22 protein-coding genes and 2 pseudogenes are annotated in these 20,844 nt (G+C 59.9%); 13 read left to right on the top strand and 11 right to left on the bottom strand.

Annotated elements, in window-relative coordinates:
• Positions 1-2: 2 nt before the first annotated feature.
• The 6 genes from ACYZUD_RS11755 to ACYZUD_RS11730 all read left to right on the top strand — a co-directional run bounded on the left by ACYZUD_RS11755 (position 3) and on the right by ACYZUD_RS11730 (position 7,879).
• On the top strand, positions 3-1,391 hold the full coding sequence (locus ACYZUD_RS11755; RefSeq protein WP_462025029.1) for an alginate export family protein: 1,389 nt from the start codon (positions 3-5) through the stop codon (positions 1,389-1,391).
• An 83-nt stretch (positions 1,392-1,474) separates the two neighbouring features.
• On the top strand, positions 1,475-2,989 hold the full coding sequence (algG, locus tag ACYZUD_RS11750; RefSeq protein WP_462024153.1) for a mannuronan 5-epimerase AlgG: 1,515 nt from the start codon (positions 1,475-1,477) through the stop codon (positions 2,987-2,989).
• Between the two features lie 11 nt (positions 2,990-3,000).
• Positions 3,001-4,398, top strand: coding sequence for an alginate O-acetyltransferase AlgX-related protein (locus ACYZUD_RS11745; protein WP_462024152.1), 1,398 nt, complete (start codon positions 3,001-3,003; stop codon positions 4,396-4,398).
• The gene (locus tag ACYZUD_RS11740) at positions 4,398-5,486 is read left to right on the top strand and encodes a mannuronate-specific alginate lyase (protein ID WP_462024151.1); all 1,089 of its coding nucleotides are present in this window, start codon (positions 4,398-4,400) and stop codon (positions 5,484-5,486) included. Before ACYZUD_RS11745 ends, ACYZUD_RS11740 begins: the two co-directional genes overlap by 1 nt.
• A gap of 115 nt (positions 5,487-5,601) precedes the next feature.
• Positions 5,602-7,023 (top strand): mannose-1-phosphate guanylyltransferase/mannose-6-phosphate isomerase, encoded by a 1,422-nt coding sequence (locus tag ACYZUD_RS11735; RefSeq protein WP_462024150.1) that lies wholly within the window; start codon positions 5,602-5,604, stop codon positions 7,021-7,023.
• Positions 7,024-7,183: 160 nt separating this feature from the next.
• Entirely contained in the window at positions 7,184-7,879 is a 696-nt protein-coding gene (locus tag ACYZUD_RS11730; RefSeq protein WP_462024149.1) for a tRNA (adenine(22)-N(1))-methyltransferase, read from the top strand.
• Between the two features lie 2 nt (positions 7,880-7,881).
• Here ACYZUD_RS11730 and ACYZUD_RS11725 read toward each other — a convergent pair whose 3' ends face one another.
• From ACYZUD_RS11725 to ppk2, 8 genes and pseudogenes are all read right to left on the bottom strand, one after another.
• Positions 7,882-8,553, bottom strand: coding sequence for a class I SAM-dependent methyltransferase (locus tag ACYZUD_RS11725; RefSeq protein ID WP_462024148.1), 672 nt, complete (start codon positions 8,551-8,553; stop codon positions 7,882-7,884).
• A 150-nt stretch (positions 8,554-8,703) separates the two neighbouring features.
• Positions 8,704-8,832 (bottom strand): hypothetical protein, encoded by a 129-nt coding sequence (locus ACYZUD_RS11720; protein WP_462024147.1) that lies wholly within the window; start codon positions 8,830-8,832, stop codon positions 8,704-8,706.
• Between the two features lie 87 nt (positions 8,833-8,919).
• A complete protein-coding gene (locus ACYZUD_RS11715; protein WP_338919374.1) occupies positions 8,920-9,399 on the bottom strand; it encodes a phage infection protein in 480 nt (159 codons plus the stop codon).
• Between the two features lie 303 nt (positions 9,400-9,702).
• Complete coding sequence (locus ACYZUD_RS11710) at positions 9,703-10,395, bottom strand: RES family NAD+ phosphorylase (protein ID WP_462024146.1); 693 nt, start codon at positions 10,393-10,395, stop codon at positions 9,703-9,705.
• Positions 10,389-10,793: an antitoxin Xre-like helix-turn-helix domain-containing protein gene (locus ACYZUD_RS11705; RefSeq protein WP_462024145.1), complete on the bottom strand. Its 405-nt coding sequence runs from the start codon at positions 10,791-10,793 to the stop codon at positions 10,389-10,391. Before ACYZUD_RS11705 ends, ACYZUD_RS11710 begins: the two co-directional genes overlap by 7 nt.
• 115 nt (positions 10,794-10,908) lie before the next feature.
• Positions 10,909-10,995: pseudogene (locus ACYZUD_RS11700) on the bottom strand (LysR family transcriptional regulator); the annotation flags it as partial.
• A 438-nt stretch (positions 10,996-11,433) separates the two neighbouring features.
• A complete protein-coding gene (locus ACYZUD_RS11695; protein WP_462024144.1) occupies positions 11,434-13,218 on the bottom strand; it encodes a SulP family inorganic anion transporter in 1,785 nt (594 codons plus the stop codon).
• 49 nt (positions 13,219-13,267) lie between these two features.
• Complete coding sequence (gene ppk2, locus ACYZUD_RS11690) at positions 13,268-14,089, bottom strand: polyphosphate kinase 2 (protein ID WP_462024143.1); 822 nt, start codon at positions 14,087-14,089, stop codon at positions 13,268-13,270.
• Between the two features lie 195 nt (positions 14,090-14,284).
• Here ppk2 and ACYZUD_RS11685 point away from each other — a divergent pair, with 195 nt between their 5' ends.
• The 5 genes from ACYZUD_RS11685 (at position 14,285) to ACYZUD_RS11665 (ending at position 18,686) form a co-directional block, all read left to right on the top strand.
• Entirely contained in the window at positions 14,285-15,559 is a 1,275-nt protein-coding gene (locus tag ACYZUD_RS11685) for a flavohemoglobin expression-modulating QEGLA motif protein (RefSeq protein ID WP_462024142.1), read from the top strand.
• A gap of 92 nt (positions 15,560-15,651) precedes the next feature.
• Positions 15,652-16,131 (top strand): VOC family protein, encoded by a 480-nt coding sequence (locus ACYZUD_RS11680; RefSeq protein WP_462024141.1) that lies wholly within the window; start codon positions 15,652-15,654, stop codon positions 16,129-16,131.
• Positions 16,132-16,277: 146 nt separating this feature from the next.
• Positions 16,278-16,874, top strand: a complete 597-nt coding sequence (locus ACYZUD_RS11675; RefSeq protein WP_462025028.1) for an eCIS core domain-containing protein — start codon at positions 16,278-16,280, stop codon at positions 16,872-16,874.
• A 75-nt stretch (positions 16,875-16,949) separates the two neighbouring features.
• Entirely contained in the window at positions 16,950-17,915 is a 966-nt protein-coding gene (locus tag ACYZUD_RS11670) for a bifunctional helix-turn-helix transcriptional regulator/GNAT family N-acetyltransferase (protein ID WP_462024140.1), read from the top strand.
• 270 nt (positions 17,916-18,185) lie between these two features.
• On the top strand, positions 18,186-18,686 hold the full coding sequence (locus ACYZUD_RS11665; protein WP_462024139.1) for a GNAT family N-acetyltransferase: 501 nt from the start codon (positions 18,186-18,188) through the stop codon (positions 18,684-18,686).
• Between the two features lie 109 nt (positions 18,687-18,795).
• On the opposite strand, the gene ACYZUD_RS11660 is transcribed toward ACYZUD_RS11665, so the two are convergent.
• Entirely contained in the window at positions 18,796-19,221 is a 426-nt protein-coding gene (locus ACYZUD_RS11660) for a hypothetical protein (RefSeq protein WP_462024138.1), read from the bottom strand.
• A gap of 96 nt (positions 19,222-19,317) precedes the next feature.
• On the opposite strand from ACYZUD_RS11660, the gene ACYZUD_RS11655 reads away from it, so the two are divergent.
• Both ACYZUD_RS11655 and ACYZUD_RS11650 read left to right on the top strand, forming a co-directional pair.
• Positions 19,318-19,974 (top strand): TetR/AcrR family transcriptional regulator, encoded by a 657-nt coding sequence (locus tag ACYZUD_RS11655; protein ID WP_462024137.1) that lies wholly within the window; start codon positions 19,318-19,320, stop codon positions 19,972-19,974.
• A gap of 40 nt (positions 19,975-20,014) precedes the next feature.
• Positions 20,015-20,131 (top strand): annotated as a pseudogene (locus ACYZUD_RS11650) (AsnC family transcriptional regulator); the annotation flags it as partial.
• 135 nt (positions 20,132-20,266) lie between these two features.
• Here the strand turns inward: ACYZUD_RS11650 and ACYZUD_RS11645 are convergent.
• Positions 20,267-20,449, bottom strand: coding sequence for a DUF1289 domain-containing protein (locus tag ACYZUD_RS11645; RefSeq protein ID WP_462024136.1), 183 nt, complete (start codon positions 20,447-20,449; stop codon positions 20,267-20,269).
• A 26-nt stretch (positions 20,450-20,475) separates the two neighbouring features.
• A complete protein-coding gene (locus ACYZUD_RS11640; protein WP_462024135.1) occupies positions 20,476-20,823 on the bottom strand; it encodes a hypothetical protein in 348 nt (115 codons plus the stop codon).
• Positions 20,824-20,844 lie beyond the last annotated feature (21 nt).

Below are 20,844 nucleotides of genomic sequence, written 5' to 3'. Positions count from 1 at the left end.
TGATGTGCAGCGCCGGTCTGGTGCTGGCGGCGGAAGTGGCACCGAAGAATTTCGGCCTGGATGTGAAGATTACCGGTGAGTCGCAGGACGACCGGGACTTGGGCACTGCACCCGGTGGCACCCTCAACGATATTGGTATCGACTTGCGCCCCTGGGCCTTTGGCCAATGGGGTAACTGGAGTGCCTACACGATGGCGCAGGCGGTGGCGGCGACCGACACCATTGACACCGATACGGTGAACAACGGCGCCGACCAAAGCAATGCCCGTGAAGCGGATGACAGCTACCTCGCGCTTCGCGAGTTCTGGGTTGATTATTCGGGTATCACGGCCTATCCGGGCGAGCATCTGCGCTTGGGACGCCAGCGTCTGCGTGAGGACAGTGGCGAGTGGATGGACACCAACATCGAAGCGCTCAACTGGACCTTCGAAACCACACTGCTGCGCACCCACCTCGGCGCCGCCCAACGCTTTTCCGACTATCGCACCGATTTCGACGACCTGGCGCCCGAAGATGAAGACCGTTCCCATGTCTTCGCCGACATCTCTACACAATGGATGCCCAATAATTGGGTAGGCCTGCGTGTCCATCACTCAGAGGACAGCGGCAGCCTGCCCGATGCCGGCGAGCAGGTCGATACACTCGACAAGACCAACACCGGCAGCCTGACCTGGGTCGGTCTCGAAGCGAACGGTGACGGCTACAACTATCGCTCGACGATGCCGGTCAATTACTGGGTCAACGCAACCTGGCTGACCGGTAATCGCGACAACCTCACCAGCGTGGTCGCCCCCGACAGCACTCGAGTCGCGACGGGCCATACCAGTGGCGACGTCAACGCCTGGGCCGCGGATTTGGGCTTGCGCTGGAACATCGATGAAAGCTGGCGCCTCGGTGCGGCTGCCGCCCGCGGCGACGGCGGCGGTAACGACCAGGAGAATCAGTTCCAGCAAACCGGCCTGCAGAGCAACCGCTCGAACTACACCGGCACGCGTTCGCGCGTACACCGCTTCGGTGAAGCCTTTCGCGGTGAACTGAGCAACCTCCAGACGGCGACGCTGTTCGGCTCCTGGCAGATGCGCGAGGACTACGACGCCAGCCTCGTCTACCACCGCTTCTGGCGGGTCGACGACGAACAGGAAACCGGCGACGACGGGATCGTCAATGCGGCGCTGGTGGACGGCGAGAAGGACCTGGGCCAGGAAGTCGATCTGGTCATGACCAAGTACTTCAAGCAAGGCCTGTTGCCCGCGAGCATGGTGGATTGGGTCGACGAACCCTCGGCGCTGATCCGCTTGCGCCTGGGCGTGTTCTTCCCGGGTGACGCCTACGCCAGCGACACCGACTCGAGCATGCACCGGGCGTTCATTGATTTTGTCTGGAAAATCTAGAAACAGGTCGTTGCCCACGGTGATGCCACCGTGGGCAACGGCGCACTGATCACACCAGGCTGCATTTTTGATGAGTGAGACTTATGGACTGTGTCGTCAAGATAGGACTATTGCTCGCCGCCATGCTGTTGATGCAGACGGCAGGTGCCACGGCGGGTGACGTCCTGATTCCGCGCTACACCATCACCGAGGCTCCGGGAAAGCCGTTGCTGATCAAGGAACCGAAAATGCCCGACCTGTCCGGCTATACGGCCGAGGCAGTCGCAGCGAAGATTTCTCACAAACCTGCCGGCCGTGCCTTGATCCAGCCGATGCTCAAGGAAAACGCGCTCGACGAGTTTATCGGCGGACAGGATCGCTTCAAGGAATGGGTGGTGCGCCAGAAGCAAATGCCTGTGGCGATTTTCATCGACCGTGGCTACATGAGCCTCACGCAACTGGCCCGCAGCCTGCCACCGACCGCCTTGCGAGAAACCGCGCCAGGGGTGTTTCTGGCGCGCCTGCCGATCGTCATACGCCCCGGCGCAACCCTGCATATCGACAAATCGGTCAAGGAGTTGCGATTGTCCCAGGAGGGCGGTTCCTTCCTGGTCAATGACGGCAAGCTGTTTATCACCGATACCAAGGTCAGCGCCTGGAGCGAGAAAGACGACAGCCCGGCCTGGTACAAAAAAGAGGACGCGTTTCGGCCCTTTCTCATCTCCTGGGGCGGCACCGAAACCTACATCGTCAACAGCACCATCACCAGTTTCGGCTACACCGCGAGCAAGAGTTATGGGGTGAGTATTTCCCAGTACAGCCCGAGCATGGCGCCGAAGATGAAGCGCAAACGGCCGACCGGCTGGCTCATCAATTCGCAGTTCGTTGACAACTTTTTCGGCTTCTATTGCTATGAGGCCGACGACGTGGTGATTCTGCGCAACACCTATCGCGACAACATCGTTTATGGCATCGACCCGCACGACCGTTCGCATCGGCTGATCATTGCCCACAACGATGTCTTCGGTACCCACAAGAAGCACGGCATCATCCTCTCGCGAGAGGTCAACGACAGCTGGATCATCTACAACCGCACCTACAACAATCAGCTGTCCGGCATTGTCCTGGACCGTTCCAGCGTCAATAACCTGCTGGCCTACAACGAAACCTACAAAAACGGCTCCGACGGCATCACCTTGTACGAGAGCGGCAACAACCTGCTCTGGCGCAACCGCGCAGCCGACAATGAACGGCACGGGATCCGGGTCCGCAACAGTACCGGCGTGCGGCTTTATGAAAACGAGCTGATGGCCAATGCCCTGACCGGCATCTACGGCCACATCAAGGATTTGCGTGGCAGCGACCGCGATCTGAAGGAAGACCCCTACGAAGCCAAACTGTCGCTCACCGTGGTCGGCGGCAAGCTGATCGGCAACGGTTCCAGCCCCATCGCCGTGTTTTCACCCTCGCGTCTGGAACTCTATGACTTGACCTTTCTGGCGCCACAGAAACAGGACGGCCTTGCCTTCACCGGTTTGCTGGGGGAGGTGCAGGGCGACTTGATGGACATTCTCCTGCGCCGCCATGCCGCCGCGTTGATTCTGCCCGAGACACTGTGAGGAGCCTTCCGATGAACACCCTTCATGGATTTGCCGCTCTGTACCTGCTGTCCATGTCGATGTGGGCACAGTCACAGCCGCAGTACACGGCCGAGGCTTGCTGTCAGCTGTGTCCACAAGCGGCGCAGGCGACGTTTTACGAGCAGCCGGAGTTGAAAAACTACGCGACCCTGGTGGAGGCCAAGGACCAGTGGCTGTTCCGCACCCGTAGCGATTTGCGCACTGACTTCGGTCTCGATGAGAGCGGTTACAAAGCCCTCAAGCGCCTGCGCGACGGGCTGGCCCAGCGCGGGGTCGAGCTGGTGCTGGTAATGCCACCCAGCCGCGGCATGCTGCACGCCGATCGCCTGACGCCGCTGGAACTGGCCAGCTTCGATCAGGCCAGGGCCCGGCAGAACTACCTGCAAACGCTGGACCGGCTGCGCAACTTCGGAATTCTGGTCCCTGACTTTACCAACCTGTTGAGTGCGCCACAGCCCGCCGGGCAACCCTTCTACTTCAAGGGCGACCACAACTGGACGCCCTATGGCGCCGAACGCAGCGCCCAGCTGGTGGCCCAGACGCTCAGGGGCAGCGATGTGCTCAAGGCGTTGCCGCGTCAGGTCTTCACCAGCCAGCCGGCTGGCCTGCTGGGACGCTCGGGCACGCTGCAAAAAGCCGCCGCGCAGATCTGCGGCAACGGCTATGCGCCGCAGTATGTCACCCGATATCAAACCCGGGCCCAAGGCGATTCCAAGGCCCCCGCCAAGGTCGCATTGATCGGTACCAGCGCCAGCGGTGAGCTGTTCAACTTTGCCGGTTTCCTTGAGCAATATCTGGAGACTCCGGTCCGCAACTTCAGTGTGCCCGGCGGTGGCTACGATGATTCGTTGATCGCCTACCTGCTCGGCGACGACTTCCAGAAAGACCCGCCGGCGGTGCTGGTTTGGGAAACCGATAATCTCGACAGCCTCGGCAAATCCAGCTTCTACCGGCAGGCGATGGCGGCGCTGAGCGATGGCTGCGACAACCAGGCCGCGCTGCTGAAAAGTAATGCGACGCTGCACAGCGGGCGCAATCAGGTGTTGTTCAACGGCGGTGGCGGCAATGTGTATCCGATCAAGGGCAATCGTTATCAGGTCGACCTCAAGTTTGCGGATCCCGGTGTGCGCTTGATGAACGCGACCCTGACTTACATGAACGGTCGTCAGGAAAATATCAGCTTGAGCCGTTCGCCGACGGTCAATACCCAGGGCCGCTTCGCCTTCGAGCTGCGCGCCGATGCGGACTGGGACGAACTGACTTTTCTTTCCATGGACGTGCAGCCACCGCCGGGAACGAACGCCATGGAGCTGTCGACCCGCTTGTGTGCCAAACCAGCCATCACGGCGGCACCATCCCTGCGCACCGCGCAGACGGAGGGGCAGTGATGCATGCGCGATACTGGGCCGCCTTTGGCGTGGCCGTCATTTTGGCGGGGTCGACCGTGCAGGCGGCTGCTCAACTGCGCCCACCCCAGGGCTATTACGCGCCGGCGGTGGTCAAGAGGGGCGATGCGCAGAGCTGTCCGGCGGCGCCCAAACCCTATACCGGTGACCTGTTGATCCCCAGCAAGTACGAGGGCTCGGGCAAGGCACGTGATCAGCTCAACGCTGAATCCAACAAGCGCTACAAAGAAATGTCAGGCGATATCAACGAACTGGAAAAAGGCGTCAACAAACAAGTCGCCGCCTATTTACGGCTCGGCCGCGCAGGTCATGTGGAATGCACCTTGAGCTGGCTCGGCGATTGGGCCAAGGCGCAGGCACTGCTGAGTACCACCTACACCCATACCGGCAAGTCGATGCGCAAATGGGCGCTGGGCAGTATTTCCTCGGCCTGGCTGCGGCTCAAGTTTTCGCGTTCGCAGCCATTGAGGGGCCGCGAAGCGCAGACCCGACCGATCGAGGCCTGGATCGGCCAGGTCGCCGAACAGGTGGTGCGCGATTGGCGCGACCAGCCGCTGGACCGGCTGAACAATCACCAGTATTGGGCAGCATGGTCCGTCATGGCGGCCTCGGTGGTGGTCGACCGGCGCGACCTGTTCGACTGGTCGGTAGCGCAGTTTCGCATCGGCGCGTCCCAGGTCGATGCCGACGGGTATTTGCCCAACGAACTGGGCCGCGACACCCGCGCACTGGCTTACCACAACTACGCGATGGGGCCGCTGATGATGATCGCCTCCTTCGCCCAAGCCAATGGCGTCGACCTGCGCGAAGAAAACAACGGCGCCATGCGGCGTCTGGCGGCGCGGGTGGAGGAAGGGATCAAGGATCCACGCTCGTTTGAACGCAAGACCGGCTACAAGCAAGCGCTCGAAGACCTCAACGAGGATGGCAAGTTTGCCTGGCTGGAACCGTACTGCGTGCTGTACGACTGCTCGGTGGAAACCAACCGCTGGCGCCAATCGGTCGAACCGATGAAAAACTACCGCCTGGGCGGCGACATCACCCAGCTATTTGCTGAGCAGAAAGAATAAAGGCAACAGCCAACACGGGGCCATTCGTCATCGGGCTTGTGTTGTAAGGGAAGGCAGTCCTTCGCTGTTCGAAGCGCCTTCATGTCGAGTGATGAAGGTGCGGGAGGAAAGAAAAATGATTCCAGTCATTCTGTCCGGCGGCAGTGGTTCACGGTTGTGGCCATTGTCGCGCAAGTTGTATCCCAAACAATTCCTGAGTCTGGCCGGCGAAGGATCGCTGTTTCAGCAGACCCTGCAGCGCCTGGCGTTCGATGGCATCGGCAAGCCGATCGTGGTCTGTAATCAGGAGCATCGTTTTATCGTCAATGAACAACTCGCCGCCATCGGCTGTACGCCGCAGGCGATCCTGCTCGAACCCTTCGGCCGCAACACCGCACCGGCGGTGGCGCTGGCGGCCCTCAAGCTGATCGCCGAGGGCCGCGACGAGTTGCTGCTGGTGCTTCCGGCCGACCATGTGATCAGTGACGTGCCCGCGTTGCGCGCCACGCTTTCACGCGCGCAGGAGGAGGCGCTCAAAGGCAATCTGGTGCTGTTCGGCATTCCGGCGACACGTCCGGAAACCGGCTTTGGGTATATCAAGGCCGACTGCGCGGATGCTGGCGCCGGCGCCTTCAAGGTCGAGAAGTTTGTCGAGAAACCCGACCAGCAAACCGCCAGCGAATTTGTCCGGTCCGGCGAGTACTTCTGGAACAGCGGCATGTTCCTGTTCCGGGCCAGCCGCTATCTCGACGAGTTGCGCACTCACGAACCAGACATGTACGACACCTGCGTGCTGGCCCTGGAACGCAGCCCCAACAATGAAGGCGTGACCAGCATCGATCGCGTCACCTTTGAATGCTGCCCGGACAACTCCATCGACTACGCGGTGATGGAACGCACCAGCCGCGCCTGGGTCGTTCCACTCAGCGCTGGTTGGAGTGACGTCGGTTGCTGGTCTTCGCTGTGGGATGTGCATGACAAGGACACCGATGGCAATGTGCTCAAGGGCGATGTCGTCAGCTACAACAGCCGCAGTTGCTTCGTCCATGGCAGCAGCAAGCTGGTGACGCTGCTCGGGGTGGAAAATCTGGTCGTGATAGAAACCGAGGATGCACTGATGGTCGCGCACCGCGACACCGTGCAGGACGTGAAAAAACTGGTCAACGCCCTCGACGCCAAGGGCCGCTCGGAAACCCAGAACAACTGCGCGGTGTATCGTCCCTGGGGCAGTTACCATTCGGTGGACAACGGCATCCGCCACCAGGTCAAACACATCACCGTGAAACCTGGCGCGCAGCTTTCCCTGCAAATGCATCACCACCGCGCCGAACACTGGATCGTGGTCTCCGGCACCGCCCAGGTGACGTGCAACGAAAAGGTCTTCCTGCTCACTGAAAATCAGTCCACCTACATCCCGATCGCGTCGGTGCATCGCCTGTCCAACCCCGGCAAAATCCCGCTGGAAGTCATCGAGGTGCAGTCCGGCAGCTACCTGGGCGAGGACGATATCGAGCGCCTGGAAGATGTCTACGGCAGGAACCAACAGGTCAAGAGTTGAGCCCATTCACCCGAAGCGTTGGCGTGTTTACCCAACGAGGCAGGTACGGGCGAGCCATGGCCCTGGTCGCAGGCATTTGAAATGCACGGCGTTGCGCGACAGAATCGCGCCCCGATCCGGTCAAAGGTGCCGGGCGTTCGTGGTGAAAAAGGGGCTGCAGTTGAACGAACAGACATTGTCCATGCGCCTGGAGCGCGTGGCGGCGCATGTGCCAGCAGGTGCGCGCCTGGCCGATATCGGCTCGGATCACGGCTACCTGCCGGTGGCGTTGATGCGCCGTGGTGCCATCGCGGCGGCGGTGGCCGGCGAGGTGGCATTGACGCCGTTCCGCTCGGCTGAACGTACCGTGCGCGAGAACGGCCTAGACCAGCGGATCACCGTGCGCCGGGCCAATGGCCTGGCGGCGATCGAGCCGGGAGACGGGATCACGGCGATCAGCATCTGCGGCATGGGCGGCGAGACGATCCGTGACATCCTCGACAGTGGCAAGGCGCGTCTGAGCGGCCAGGAGCGCCTGATTCTGCAGCCTAACGGCGGCGAGCAGCCACTGCGCCAATGGCTGATGGAAAACGGTTACCGCATCCTCTACGAGGAATTGCTGCGGGAAAACCGCTTCGACTACGAAATCATCGTCGCCGAGCGCGCCGGGCCGGTGATGTACACCGCCGAGGAGCTGTACTTCGGCCCGCTGCAGATGCAGGCCCGCAGCCCGGCGTTTCTGGTCAAGTGGCAGCGCAGGCTGCGCCAGAAGCAGAAGACCCTGACCCACTTCGCCCGGGCGCGGCAGGCCGTGCCCGAGGAGAAGGTGCAGGACGTCGCCCGGCAGGCCCGGTGGATCACCGAGTTGCTGGCCTGAGCTCACCCCCGTTGCTCGGCCACCAGCAGCAACGATTGCGGCACAGGGCTTTGCGGGTGCTGCGGCTCCTGCAGGCCGGCCAGCCGAAAACCGGCCATGTCCAGCGCATTGAACCAGCTGGACAAGGTGCGCAAGTACCACGGCATGGGTTGCCACTGGCCCTTGAACCCGGCAAAGGTTTCTTCGCGCCAACCATCCTGATAGTCGCCCGCCGCCGCAGTCCACGGATGCAGCGTCTGGATCACCAGCGCGCCGCCAGGGGCGAGCAGGGCGTTCATGGCGGCAAGCAGAGGGATGATGTCCTGGTGCAGCAGGGCGAAGTTGGCGCAGATCAGGTCGTAGTCACTACCGATGTCCACCTTTGCCTCCACCAACGCTTCATAGCTCGCCAAATGCACTGGCGAAGAGCCCGCCGTCCGCGCCGCCTCGACCAGCGTCGCATCGCCATCCACACCGACCGCCGTGATGCCCCGATCAGCCAGCGCACGCAACAGCCAGCCCTCGCCGCAACCCAGGTCGAGCACGCGCTCGGGCTGGCGGCCCAGCACCGCCAGCAGGATTGCCTGGTCGGTGACCTTGAGACGGCTTTCGATGGTCCCGGTGCGGATGGCTTCGATCCAGGATCGGGCGTTGTGGTGCCAGCTTTGGAGGAGGGCGGATTCGGGGGCGGGCATGTCGATGTCCGGAGTGGGTGGTTGTATGGAAGGATAGGACAAGTGCGGGTGGAGCGGACCTTGAGCTTGTCAGCGAGTGTATGGAGACGCGCCATGAGGGTCGTTTTTCTGGCCGGGATCAGCTTCTCGCGAGTGGCGGCTATTGGTCCGTCACTCGGGCAGCCCGGCCAGCCGCAGTCCATCCGCGAACCGCGCGAGATCCTCGGGCCGTTGGATTGGCAGCCAGTCCTTCAGGTTGGAGACGCGCAACGATGGATCCAGCTCGTGCAGGCGCTGCATTGCCTGCTCCGCCGCTCTGTTTGGCGCACGAAAAAGCCCGGCTTATCAGGCCGGGCTTTTTGTTGGGTACCGCGGTAAAGACATTCTTCATACAGCACGGCTTTCAATCAGGCGATCGGAGCCACCTTCGGCAACGCGGTTCTCGATCAGACGGTCGGAACCATCGGCGGCAACGCGGTTCTCGATCAAGCGATCCGAACCATCAGCGGCAACGCGATTCTCGATCAAACGATCCGAACCATCAGCGGCAACGCGATTCTCGATCAAGCGATCCGAACCATCAGCGGCAACGCGGTTTTCGATCAGACGATCCGAACCATCAGCGGCAACGCGATTCTCGATCAAGCGATCCGAACCATCAGCGGCAACGCGATTCTCGATCAAACGATCCGAACCATCAGCGGCAACACGATTCTCGATCAAACGATCCGAACCACCTTCAGCCACACGACTTTCAATCAGACGATCCGAGCCGCCTTCAGCGACAACCGGGTGAGCAGAGGTAGCGGCGAAAGCGTTAACTGCAAAAACCGAGAAAGCGATGCTGAGAAGGACTTGGCGTTTCATGAGGGTGTGCTCCGGGGTGTAGTTGTTGGGTATGGAGGCGATGTTACGCCGCGGAATTTTTAAGAGAACTTCATTGCGTTAATGGTGACTATTGAAGTTGTCAATGGATGGGGACGCAGGGCTAGATGATGGCATCTGGCTACGCGTTGCTTGATTGGATCCGCAATGGCGCCCTCAGCGCTTCGTTGCACCAAGGAAGTACGGCATTCCTTACGGCAGTTGGTAAACACCGCCGCACAAACAAAAAAAACGGGCGCCAACACGGCGCCCGTTTTCATTTGTTCCACCACCACCCAATCGCAATCAGGCCTCACTGATCTTACTGACACTCGTGACCTGACCATTCCAGATCATCTCGTAATGCGCTGCTTGAATAACCGATAAAACCGGTCTCGGCGTCATCAGCGCCCAGCAATAACTGCCCAGCATTCGCACAGAGTTGTAACGAAGCCCAGGACAACCCGCGTCTTTGATCGACTTCCCCAGACGACGGGAATGCGTGTAATCGTCGGGATCATAAACAGGATCAGTCATCGAAATGGATGCCGCATCTTTCATCGCTGCATCCACAAAAGAACAGGACAGCCCCCGGAAGACGAACCGCTCATAGTTGAGGCTTGGCACATTCGACCAATACAGGCTTTGATGATGCCGCACCTCGGCCAACGCCGTTTCCATGGAGTCCGCGAGATACAACACACCAAAGCTGCCATCGCTGAATCGCGAGCCCGCCGGGTTGACGTGGGTAAAAGGCGCTGTCGCGTAAGAGCAGCCAGGAATCCCGAACGGGATCTCGCCTCGTGGAATCAGCTCAAGATGACCCACTTCATTTTTCAGCCTGGGGTTAGTGAGTTCCTGTATCTGATACAGCACCTCAAACTCGTCCGCGTTCGCAACGTCATCAAACAATGCTACGGGTGGAAACTTTGAATTGACCAGTCGATAGGCCTGTAACTGCTCGCCGGCAAGCACTGCCAGTTCGCTCACCGTCACCATTGCGCGCCTCGCAGCACGTCAATGCGCCGAAAGGTTTCATACAAAGAAATCATATCGCCCTGAGCCATGATCTCGAGCGGGCTGCGCCCATTGAAAAACTCGTTGTCGTTGGCCATCGACGGGAAACCATAAACGTTTTCCGGGTTATCGAAGACCAGGCGCAACGCAGCGTGGATGTTGAGCACAAAGCTGATGCGCTGCATCTGGTCTGAATCCAGCGCCACGGCCCACTCCGGATCGCGCTGCCGGGCGCGGGTGTAGGTGCTGCGGGAAATGCGCAGGATACGGCAGGCCTGATCGCTGGAGGCGCCCCATTTTTCGAGGATGCCTACAGCGGCACGCAGGCCTGTAACGCATTGGCTCTTGGTAAAGGCTTGTTCCTGGAGGGCAACGGCCATGTTCAATACCTCATTTCTAATCTATAGACTCAAAGATAGTTTTATTGCGTCTATAGAGCAATGGTGCGTCGACCAGCGGACAGCGGTTGCAGCAATCCGTTGGCGCGCGCCTGCTGGCGGGATAGAGGCGGTCGGCGTGCAGCACCTTGAAGCTGCACTCGGCCTGGGAGCTGATATCATCGCGCACCGCGAGGTCGATGGTCGCCACTGTGAAGTGACTTCCGGCCGGCGTTCAGTCACCAACCGTTGGCTTGATCGGTGTTCGTCCGGTTGGTGCGCCTTGAAGGTAGAAAATACCAAGCAATCACCTAAGCTCTAGAGGGCGATTTGTACCGCTGAAAGTGGATAGCAGCACACTATGAAACGCTGTCCGTTAATGCATCCACGGATTGGAATCCAGGTTGTCCGACCCTTGGAGATCCCGATGCCCAGGCACTTAATCCCCTTTGTAATCGTTGCCGTTGCCATCGCTGTTAGCGGATCGTCCTGCCATGATCCTGGGAAAGGTGAGGGCGCAGACAATTCGCCAAACCAGTCCGCGACGGGCAGTGGCAATAATCGGACGGGTTACAAAATAGTGCCCCGGCAGCAAATCGATCCTCGAATCCAGCCGATGCCAAGGCCTATGCCGAGGTAGCCCTCACTCCTGAAAATTGACTGAGCTTCCTTCCACGGGATGGATCACGAGGTAGCTGTCGACTGCGTCGCCTATGGTTGGGAAGAACGCTGTTTCGCCAAGCCGCGCGAAAAGCCCGAATCGTTTCAGCTTGTCCTTGACCGGGTCCTTCATCTCGGCCACGCACAACTTGATACCCGACGCGTGCAAGGTTTCGTCCAGCTCAGCCAACATGTCGGCAGAGGTCACGTCCACACTAGTGACGGGTTCCGCCGCAACGACCAACCAGCGCACTGGCGTAGGCGATGCAGCCACCGCGTCGAGCACTCGATCGTTGAACAGTTCGGCGTTGGCGAAAAACAGCGGCGCATCCCAGCGAAACAGGACCAGGCCGGGTATCAGGTGTGCGTCGGGATAACGCTGAATGTCGTGGTAGCCCTTGACGCCGTCGACTCGCCCCAGCACTGCGGAATACGGCCGCCAACCATCCCACAGAAACTCGATGACGGCGATCACGATGGCCAGGCCGATACCCTCGATCGCACCCAGCACGGCCACGCCGACAGTGCAGACGATCGACAGCCAGAACTCCCAGCGCTGGATGCGATAAATGCGTCGCAGGTCGGCGACTTCAATCAGGCCGATAGCCGATGCAATCACGACTGCCGCCAGTGCGCTGGTGGGTAGATCCTGCAACAGGTCCGGCGCCACCAGCAGCAGTACAGCCACAGCAAGCGCGCCGACGACTCCGGTCAGTTGGGTTTTGGCGCCTGCGGCCTCGGCCACGGGCGTGCGTGACGAACTGCTGCTGATCGCAAAGCCCTGAAAAAATCCGGCGGCCAGATTGGCAAAACCAAGCCCCGCCATTTCCTGGTTCGGGTTGACGTAGGTCCGCGTCCGCGCCGCATAGACACGAGAGAGCACGCTGGTATCGGCAAACGAGACAAGGGCAACGGCGCAACCGCCGATGAGCACGGGGACAATATCGGCGCGGGTGATCCAAGGGATGGCGAACGCAGGCAAACCTTGGGGAAGAGAACCGAGGACCGACACCCCGGCGCGCTCGGAAAGGTCCAGCACACCCACGGCGACGGTCGCGCCTGCGACGGCGATCAGGATGCTCGGCACGCGCTTGTTGTCCTTGAGCGGAAGGATCACCGCCAGAGTGGCTGCGCCCACCATAAACGCGGTCCAGTTGGTCTTGCCTTCCAGCACCGCGGTGGTGATGGCCCACAGGTTTCTCAGCGGGCCGTCGGACTCAATCGAAAAACCGAAAAACTTGGGCAATTGACTGATCAATACCGTCACTGCGATCCCGTTCATGTACCCGTAGCGAATCGGTTTGGAAAGCAGCTCCGTAATGAAGCCCAGGCGCATGATGCCCGCCAGGATGCACGCGGTTCCCGACACGATCGCCATCATGCCCGCGAGGGCGACTGCACGATGGGGGTCGCCGCCCGACAGAGGCAGGACGACGGCAAGGATCACGGCGGCCAGCGAAGAGTCCGGACCGAGCACCAGAATCCGGCTGGGTCCGAACAGCGCATAAGCGAGCAGCGGAACGATGGTCGCGTAGAGCCCGTAAATACCGGGTACGCCCGATGCCACGGCGTAAGCGATGCCGACGGGGACCAGCATCGTGGTGAGCACCAGTCCGGCCATGATGTCGTGACGCAACCAGGCAATCTGGTATTCGCGCAGCGTGCGAAGTCCAGGGAACCAGCGGGTCCAGCCGGTTTCTTCGCCGGTTTTGCGACGTGCAATCCGGCCCGGTTCCGGAAGGGGAGGCGAAGCATCCGAATGGCTCATAGGACTGTGGCCCTTTGGTGTACAGCGCAGGTTCGCTTACACGTGCCCGTCAGAATTTTTCGGGAATGCGCCTGAGCGGATAATCCGGTTCGCGATAGCCGCCGGGCTTCTGTCGCTTAGGCAAGATCACTTTCTCGCGAGCGACATCCTTGTACGGGATGCGGCTGAGCAAATCGGTGATGATGTTGAGGCGCGCCCGCCGCTTGTCGTTTGAATTGGCGACCAGCCATGGGGCATGTTCGGTGTCGGTTGCCTTGAACATGTCGTCACGTGCGCGCGAGTAGTCATACCAGCGGCTGTATGACTTGAGATCCATACCGGACAGCTTCCAGATTTTGCGCCCATCCTTGATCCGCGCCTCAAGCCGGCGGGTCTGCTCTTGCTCGCTGACTTCCAGCCAATACTTGAGCAGGATAACGCCCGAGTCGACGATCGCCCGCTCCACGAGCGGCACTGACTTCAGGAAAGTGGCAACCTGTTCTTTGGTGCAGAACCCCATCACCCGCTCGACGCCCACGCGGTTGTACCAGCTGCGATCGAAGATCACCACTTCGCCAGCTGCGGGCAGGTGCGGGAGGTAACGCTGGACATACATCTGGCTTTTCTCTCGATCAGTCGGCGCCGGCAGCGCCACCACACGAAAGACACGCGGACTCACGCGTTCGGTGAGCGCTTTGATCGTCCCGCCCTTGCCCGCGCCATCGCGCCCCTCGAAGACGATGCAGATCTTGATGCCCTTCGCTTTTACCCACTCCTGCAACTTGACCAGTTCGACATGCAGGTCGCGTAGCTGATCAAGGTAATCCTTGTTCTTCAGCTTCAGGCTTTCAGCAGGATGACGCTTAGGGGCTTTCTTGTTGTCCTTTGCCATGACCAAGACCTCATAGGGCGGTTTTAACCCACTTCCAGTGTAGTTTGAAAAGACCTTTTCGCTCCTGTGACGTCAGCTCTCCACCCGATGCTCCCTGGTGATTCAGCTGTATCGAGCGACTTGACCGATCACAACGCGATGCACCGACAACGACTAAGCTTTTGCAATGGCACATCGTCCTCCAAGGAGCCTTTTGTGAGCACCGCGCCCCTGTCCGAACTCGATGCCGCTCTCCCCGGACTGGCGCGCAAAATCCGCGTGCTGGATGCTCTGGCCTGGCCGGAGGGGGTCGAGGAAATATTCCTGGCGCGGTGGCGCGCCGGGCAGGTAGAACTGCCCAGGGTCCAATTGCGCCCGCGCGAGCACAGTACCGACATCGCCGCGCTGGAAGCCTTTTCCGGCCGTTGCGATGAGGGGCATCCGGCCGGGCGCTACCTTGCCGTGACGGCGCGCAGTTATGCCACGGCCGGGCGCATGCTGGGTGCCATCGGCACACCCGATTTCACTCGGTATTCGTCAGCGCTGTACCGACGCCCGGACTTCTACTACTTGAGTCAGAAACTGAGCATGCTGGACGCGGCCCAATTCTTCCTCAAGACCACCGATGCGCTTTTGGGTGGTGCGCGGATTCCACCCAGCCAGGCCGAAATCCCGGCTGAGGCCTTCGCCGCCTGGATGCAGCCGGAACTGGATCGCTTCTTCGGCCCGGGCCGGATCACGGTCGTGCTCGATCCGACCCTGGCCGCCAAGGCCATCGCCGGGGCGAGCCGCATCCGCCTGCGTGCCAGCGCCCTGTTCTCGGAACTGGACAAGAGCCAGCTGTTGCAGCATGAAGCCTTCGTGCATGTCGCCACCGCACAAAACGGCGCGCTTCAACCCAACCTCAAAAGCCTGGGGCTGGGGGCACCACGCACAACCCAGACTCAGGAGGGCATCGCCACCCTGGCCGAGCTGTTCACCGGCAGCATGGACATCAACCGCTTGCGCCGCCTCGCCCTGCGCGTGCTAGCGGTCCAGCAGGCGCTGGATGGCGCCGACTTCATTCAGGTTTTTGAAGGCTTTCTCGCGGCCGGTCAATCGCAAGAGGAGTCCTTCCGCTCGACCCAGCGGGTTTTTCGCGGCGCCGACCTGCGTGGCGGTTCGGCGTTCACCAAGGATGCTGCCTACCTGACCGGTTTGCTCGGCGTCCATACCCTGTTGCGCATCGCGATCCGCGACAACCGACCGGAACTGGTAGGCCATTTATTCGCCGGGCGCCTCAGTCTGAGTGATACCGTTCGCTTGGCCCCGCTCTTCGAGTCCGGCTGGCTCCAGGGACCTGCCTATCTCCCGGCCTGGGCCTGCGACCTGCGATTGCTCGCCGCCAACCTGGCCTTCTCCGCGTTTATCGCCCGGATCAAACTGGATGTACTCGATCTGGAGCTGCTCATGACCTTTGCAGACGAACATGAAGCCGATGCCAGCGCTTAGAAATGTGGGCTATCACGCCGTAGCTAAGGTACCGAAGTCGTCCGGCTGCGCAGCTAGAATGAACGTGTCATGCCTGATTTTGGAGAACCAAGATGGTCAGCAAAAATACGATTTGCCTCTGGTACGACGGCGACGCGCTGGACGCAGCGACGTTCTACGCCGAGACGTTCCCGGATAGCGCGGTGGGCGCTGTCCATCGCGCGCCTGGCGACTATCCGGCGGGCAAGCAGGGCGATGTCTTGACGGTCGAGTTCACGGTGATGGGTATCCCTTGTCTCGGGCTGAACGGAGGGGCAGCGTTCAAGCACAACGAGGCGTTCTCGTTCCAGGTGGCGACCGACGACCAGGCCGAAACGGACCGCTTATGGAACGCGATTGTCGAAAACGGCGGCCAGGAAAGCGCATGCGGCTGGTGCAAGGACAAGTGGGGACTGTCGTGGCAGATCACGCCACGCGTCCTGACGGCCGCGATAACCGATCCCGATCGAGCGGCGGCCAAGCGTGCGTTTGACGCCATGATGGAAATGAGGAAAATCGACATCGCTGCGATTGAGGCGGCACTTGGGCGTTAACCCGGCATTACTTTGGGCTGCGTGCTTAACAGGCCGGCCTCTGCTGGTCACGACGTGCGGAGTCACTGGCCAAGAGCTGCCGCGCACGCATGTCTATGATCAGTGGTGACCCACTGTTCGCGCTGCGTCCGTCCCTGGAGCGCCCAATGTCGCCCATCATCACGCGCCTGGCGGCGCTGTTTGTGCTTTGCCTGACTCTTGAAGTGGCCGCCCAGAATAACGCCTGCCCAGCTGGCGAGAACCCGGTGTGCCTGGACGGCTGCATCTGCCTGCCAGACCTGGGACAACTGCTCGGCCCCCTGCCTGATGGCCTCTACCAGATCGCGGCACCTGCCCTGGCGCTGTGGCTGACCCAAGCCCGCGCTGAAGCAGCCAGCGCCGGCATTCAACCCATTCCACCGCACATTCGGGAGCAACTGTTGCGCTGGTACGACCCCAGCGTCCTCGATACCGCGCGCTACAAAATTAGCGACAACAGCCAATTCAGCGCCGCCACTGCCATGCTACAAAACCCCGATGTCGGCGCCGTGACGCTGATTGACATCATCCTCTTCCGGGACGCTCAAACCGCAGAACAGAACATCGCGCTCTGGGCTCACGAACTAAAGCATGTGCAGCAGTATCAGGAATGGGGGGTAGAAGGATTTGCCCAGCGGTATACCCAGGATTTCAATGCTGTGGAGGCGCCGGCTTATGCCATACAGGCTGAGGTCAGACGGTTGATGCGGGAGTGGGCTTACTGAAGGGGCGTGGACCCGTTGGACAGCCTGGCTCAAATATGGTTGTATCGTGCAACCATATTTAAGCGGCGGTTTAAAATGAACATCCATCTTGCCCTGATTGAAGAAATCCGTGCTGCGTCGCGCACGATGGTTCGTGAGTTGGGTTTTATGCGCGCAACTCTCGCGGCTACTGGCTATTCACCTTCCGGCGTACACGCTCTGCTGGAAATCGAGTCGGCGGGAGCCCTGACTGCCGCCCAGCTTGTGCAGGTTCTTGGCCTGGAAAAATCCAGTGTCAGTCGCATGGTCGGCAAACTCATCAAGGCGGGAGAGTTGGAGGAACGTGCCGACGATGATGGTCGCGTCAAGCTGCTGCGTCTGACTGGGCAGGGGATGAATACGGTTGCCGAGATCCATGTTTACGGGCAAGCACAGGTCAAAACTGCGATGCAGTACTTGAATCCGTCGCAACAACAGACCGTGGCGCGAGGGCTCGCTGCGTATGCCCACGCCCTGAAAGAATGCCGAACGGGAGAAGATGAAATACCGCGTACTTCCGTCGAGTTCAGTGCCGGCTATCGCCCCGGGCTCATTGGGCGCGTGGCTGAAATGCATGCAAATTTTTACTCCAGGCATTCTGGATTCGGGTCGGTCTTTGAGCGACAGGTAGCCTGCGGGGTTGCTGAGTTCGTTGGCCGCCTGGATCAGCCATGCAACAACATCTGGGTGGCGACAATCAACGACCGTATCGTGGGCTCGATCGCAATTGACGGCCAGGATTTGGGCAGCAACGAGGCTCACTTGAGGTGGTTTATCCTTGAGGATGGATGTCGTGGAAGTGGAGTTGGCCGACAACTGCTGGGTGAGGCAGTGGCGTTTTGTGACCGATTTGGCTTCGACATTATTCAACTCTGGACTTTCAAAGGTCTGGACGCCGCGCGTCGGCTTTATGAGGCCTTTGGATTTGAGCTGACGAAAGAGGCGCAGGGGAGTCAGTGGGGTACCGTTGTCACCGAACAGCAGTTCACCCGTTACAGATCCCGTGTACCAGATTCTCTTTGAAGAAACGGCCGCCAACGACCGCTTCTTACGCAGTCTTGAATGACCGCACCTGGCCGATTGTGTTGAAAAAGTCGGTCATGGTTTCCTCAGCAGAAAAGTACGCGTCTGAGATTGAAATCTTTACTTTTGGCAGAGGCTTCCGGACTCGGATTTCACATAGCAGCGTGCAAAAAAGGCGTTTTCACTAGTCAATGAACAGGCAGTTTTGGCAGACCGACTTTTTCAACAGAATTGGCCGATTGCGGGCCTGAGGCACAGGAGATGTAATTAATGGAATCATTTAGCGTTCGCGAGCTAAAAAGTACTGATACTGAAGCGTTGCTGGCATTCGAAATCCATAACCGTGAATGGTTCGAATCCCATATTGATGCGCGCGACCCTTCTTTTTACTCATTGCAGGGTGTCGCCGATCATATTGAAGGTTACTTATCCGATTTTGCTGTCGGCGCCTGGCACCCGTTTGTTATCGAGGATTCCAGTGAAAGAATCGTGGGTCGAGCAAACTTGAAAAGCATAAATTCGACGAAGGGGTCTGCGGAAGTAGGCTATCGGATTGATCAACGCGCTGGCGGGCAGGGACTGGCAACACTGGCGTTGAGACATCTGATCCAGGAGGCACAGATACGCTGGAAACTCACGCAACTGGTTGCTTATGTATATGAGGAAAATGTTGCCTCAAGAAAAGTACTGGGTCGGTGCGGCTTCTTGCTTGAACAACCCTCTTGTGACGACAAAGCGGGGGGCGAAAGCCGATTTATCCTTTCGATCTAGATAAATGTTCGCAGGGTTTACGCATAAGCGCGGAAGGGCAGCTATCGATCCGGGGCAGAACTCCCCCCGGACCGATACGCTGCCCAAAAGCGGCCACTTGTTTTGCGGTTTATGACAGGCGCGACTCCCGTGTCGCGCTGCTCAAGCGCTCGGCCGTTACACCGATGCGCGAGAACACCAGCCACGCAAAAAGCAGCACACTGCAGCCAATGAGGATTGATGCGGCGGCAATCAAGGGCTCGACTGACGGGAAGCCCTTGAGGCGCAGCGTCAGTGCGCCGAGCATCACCGGGACGCCAACGTTGTACGTCCAGAACTGTGCAGCCGCAACGCGCCCTTCGGTGATTGACGGGTGTGCGGTGCCGATGATTCCGAACAGCGCCATCGACACCCATCCCAACAGATTGACATGGGCATGTACCGCGAAGAGCGAGTGGTCGCCGGAAGCGCCCATCGCCACACCCAGCGCCACGCCAATGGCAAAGTAGAGGGCAGCGAGCCGAAACCAGGTCCGCGAACGGGGATTGTGATTCATGGCATTCACCTCATGCGCCCTGAGGCGCGCTCAGTTGCTGAAAATCGTCTATAATGAGACTCGAATCTCATTACAAGACAGGATCTCATTTATTCCATGTCGACTCCGAAGTCAAGCCCGTCTATCCGAGACGGCGATCCGCAAGGCCGCACCAACCAGCGGCTGCGCACGCGTCAAGCGCTGATCGATGCCGCCGTCGCACTACGCGACGAGGGCCAAAACCCGACTGTTGCGCAAGTGGCCGAGCGCGCGATGGTGTCGCGGGCCACGGCGTATCGCTACTTTCCCTCGATCGAAGCGTTGATAAGCGAGACGGCGGCCGATCGTGACATGAAGCCGCTGGAGCACATCTGGCGGCCGGGAGACGATCCGGTAAAAGGCATTGGCCTGGCGGCGACCGCGTTGAACAAACTCTTGATCGACGACGAGATCGGCCTGCACGTGATGGAGCGTTCGTTCATGACGGTGTGGCTCGAAAGTGAGTCCCACGAACCCCTGCGGCCCGGCCGGCGCATGAGCTACATCGAGCCGATTGTCGACTCGCTGAAGGACGTGCTCACCCCCCGGGCGCGCAAACGGTTGAAGCAGGCGCTGTCGATCGTCATGGGCACCGAGGCGTTGATCGCCGTGCGCGATATCAGTCGCGCGAGCATCGACGAGTCACTCGACACCGCCGCCTGGGCGGCTCGGGCGCTTGTTCGTCAGGCACTGGCGGAGGATGAACACGCGCGACGAAAGCGCAACGCCAAGTAGACGAGCTCGCGGTCTTCTCCACCACCACACTGAAAGTCCATTGCCGGCCTTTCAAAGACTCTACGATGAGAGCCTTTCGACGTTGCCCAATGTGCAGCGGCTGACTTCGACACTGGTTATGAAACGGGTCGTGCAGGATAGGCCTCTGCCTCTGTAATGAGTAAGGCTGGCGACAGGGTTCGAGTTATGAGTAGGCGAATGTAAGAGGGCGAATGCCTGCTTTTGGCTGATAGCTACCTGTTGCATCGACCGGTTGAATCCACAACCCAAAGCGGTCATCCAGTGCAAGTGACTATCCGTGTGCTTTCTTCAGCCCTTTCAAGCGCACATTCGCCCTTTGCACAGCGGCCTTTTTTTCAGGCCGCTTCATGCGTTTCCACTTTCTGATGTCTTCCTTGCTTCGCCCGCAACTCACACACAGATCACCACTCAGCTGGCAAACTGAGATGCAGGGATTTTCGATTTCTTTAGCCATTGTCAGTCACCTCTGGCCACGCGTGATCAAGTCAGGCGATTTTTCCAGTCGCCACCGTGAGTGCGTTGGCACTCTTCCTCAGAGTCGAAGCGGACACTGTGGTCTGAAGGGGGCACGTCGATGTTGGCCTCATTCAACGCGATGGCCGTCAGCTCAAAGATGCGCGCCTTCGCGTCAACCAGGGCGAGCTTTTTGTCAGCCAGGGTTTCGAACACCCAGATTACCTTCAGGGTTTCAGCCAACGCGTTCAGGTCAGCGGTGTGGGTGAGCCAGGTAAAGCCTTTGATTTCGCCTTTTGCTATTTCGCACGCTTCGGTGAGCGTGGTAATCAACCGGCGTTCGATCCGCGCCATTTCGCGTTTCCCTAGGGGCATTGCGGGTTCCTTTGGAGACAA

It is taken from the genome of Pseudomonas sp. XS1P51, assembly GCF_054897845.1.
This window is presented reverse-complemented; position numbering and strand designations above follow the sequence as displayed.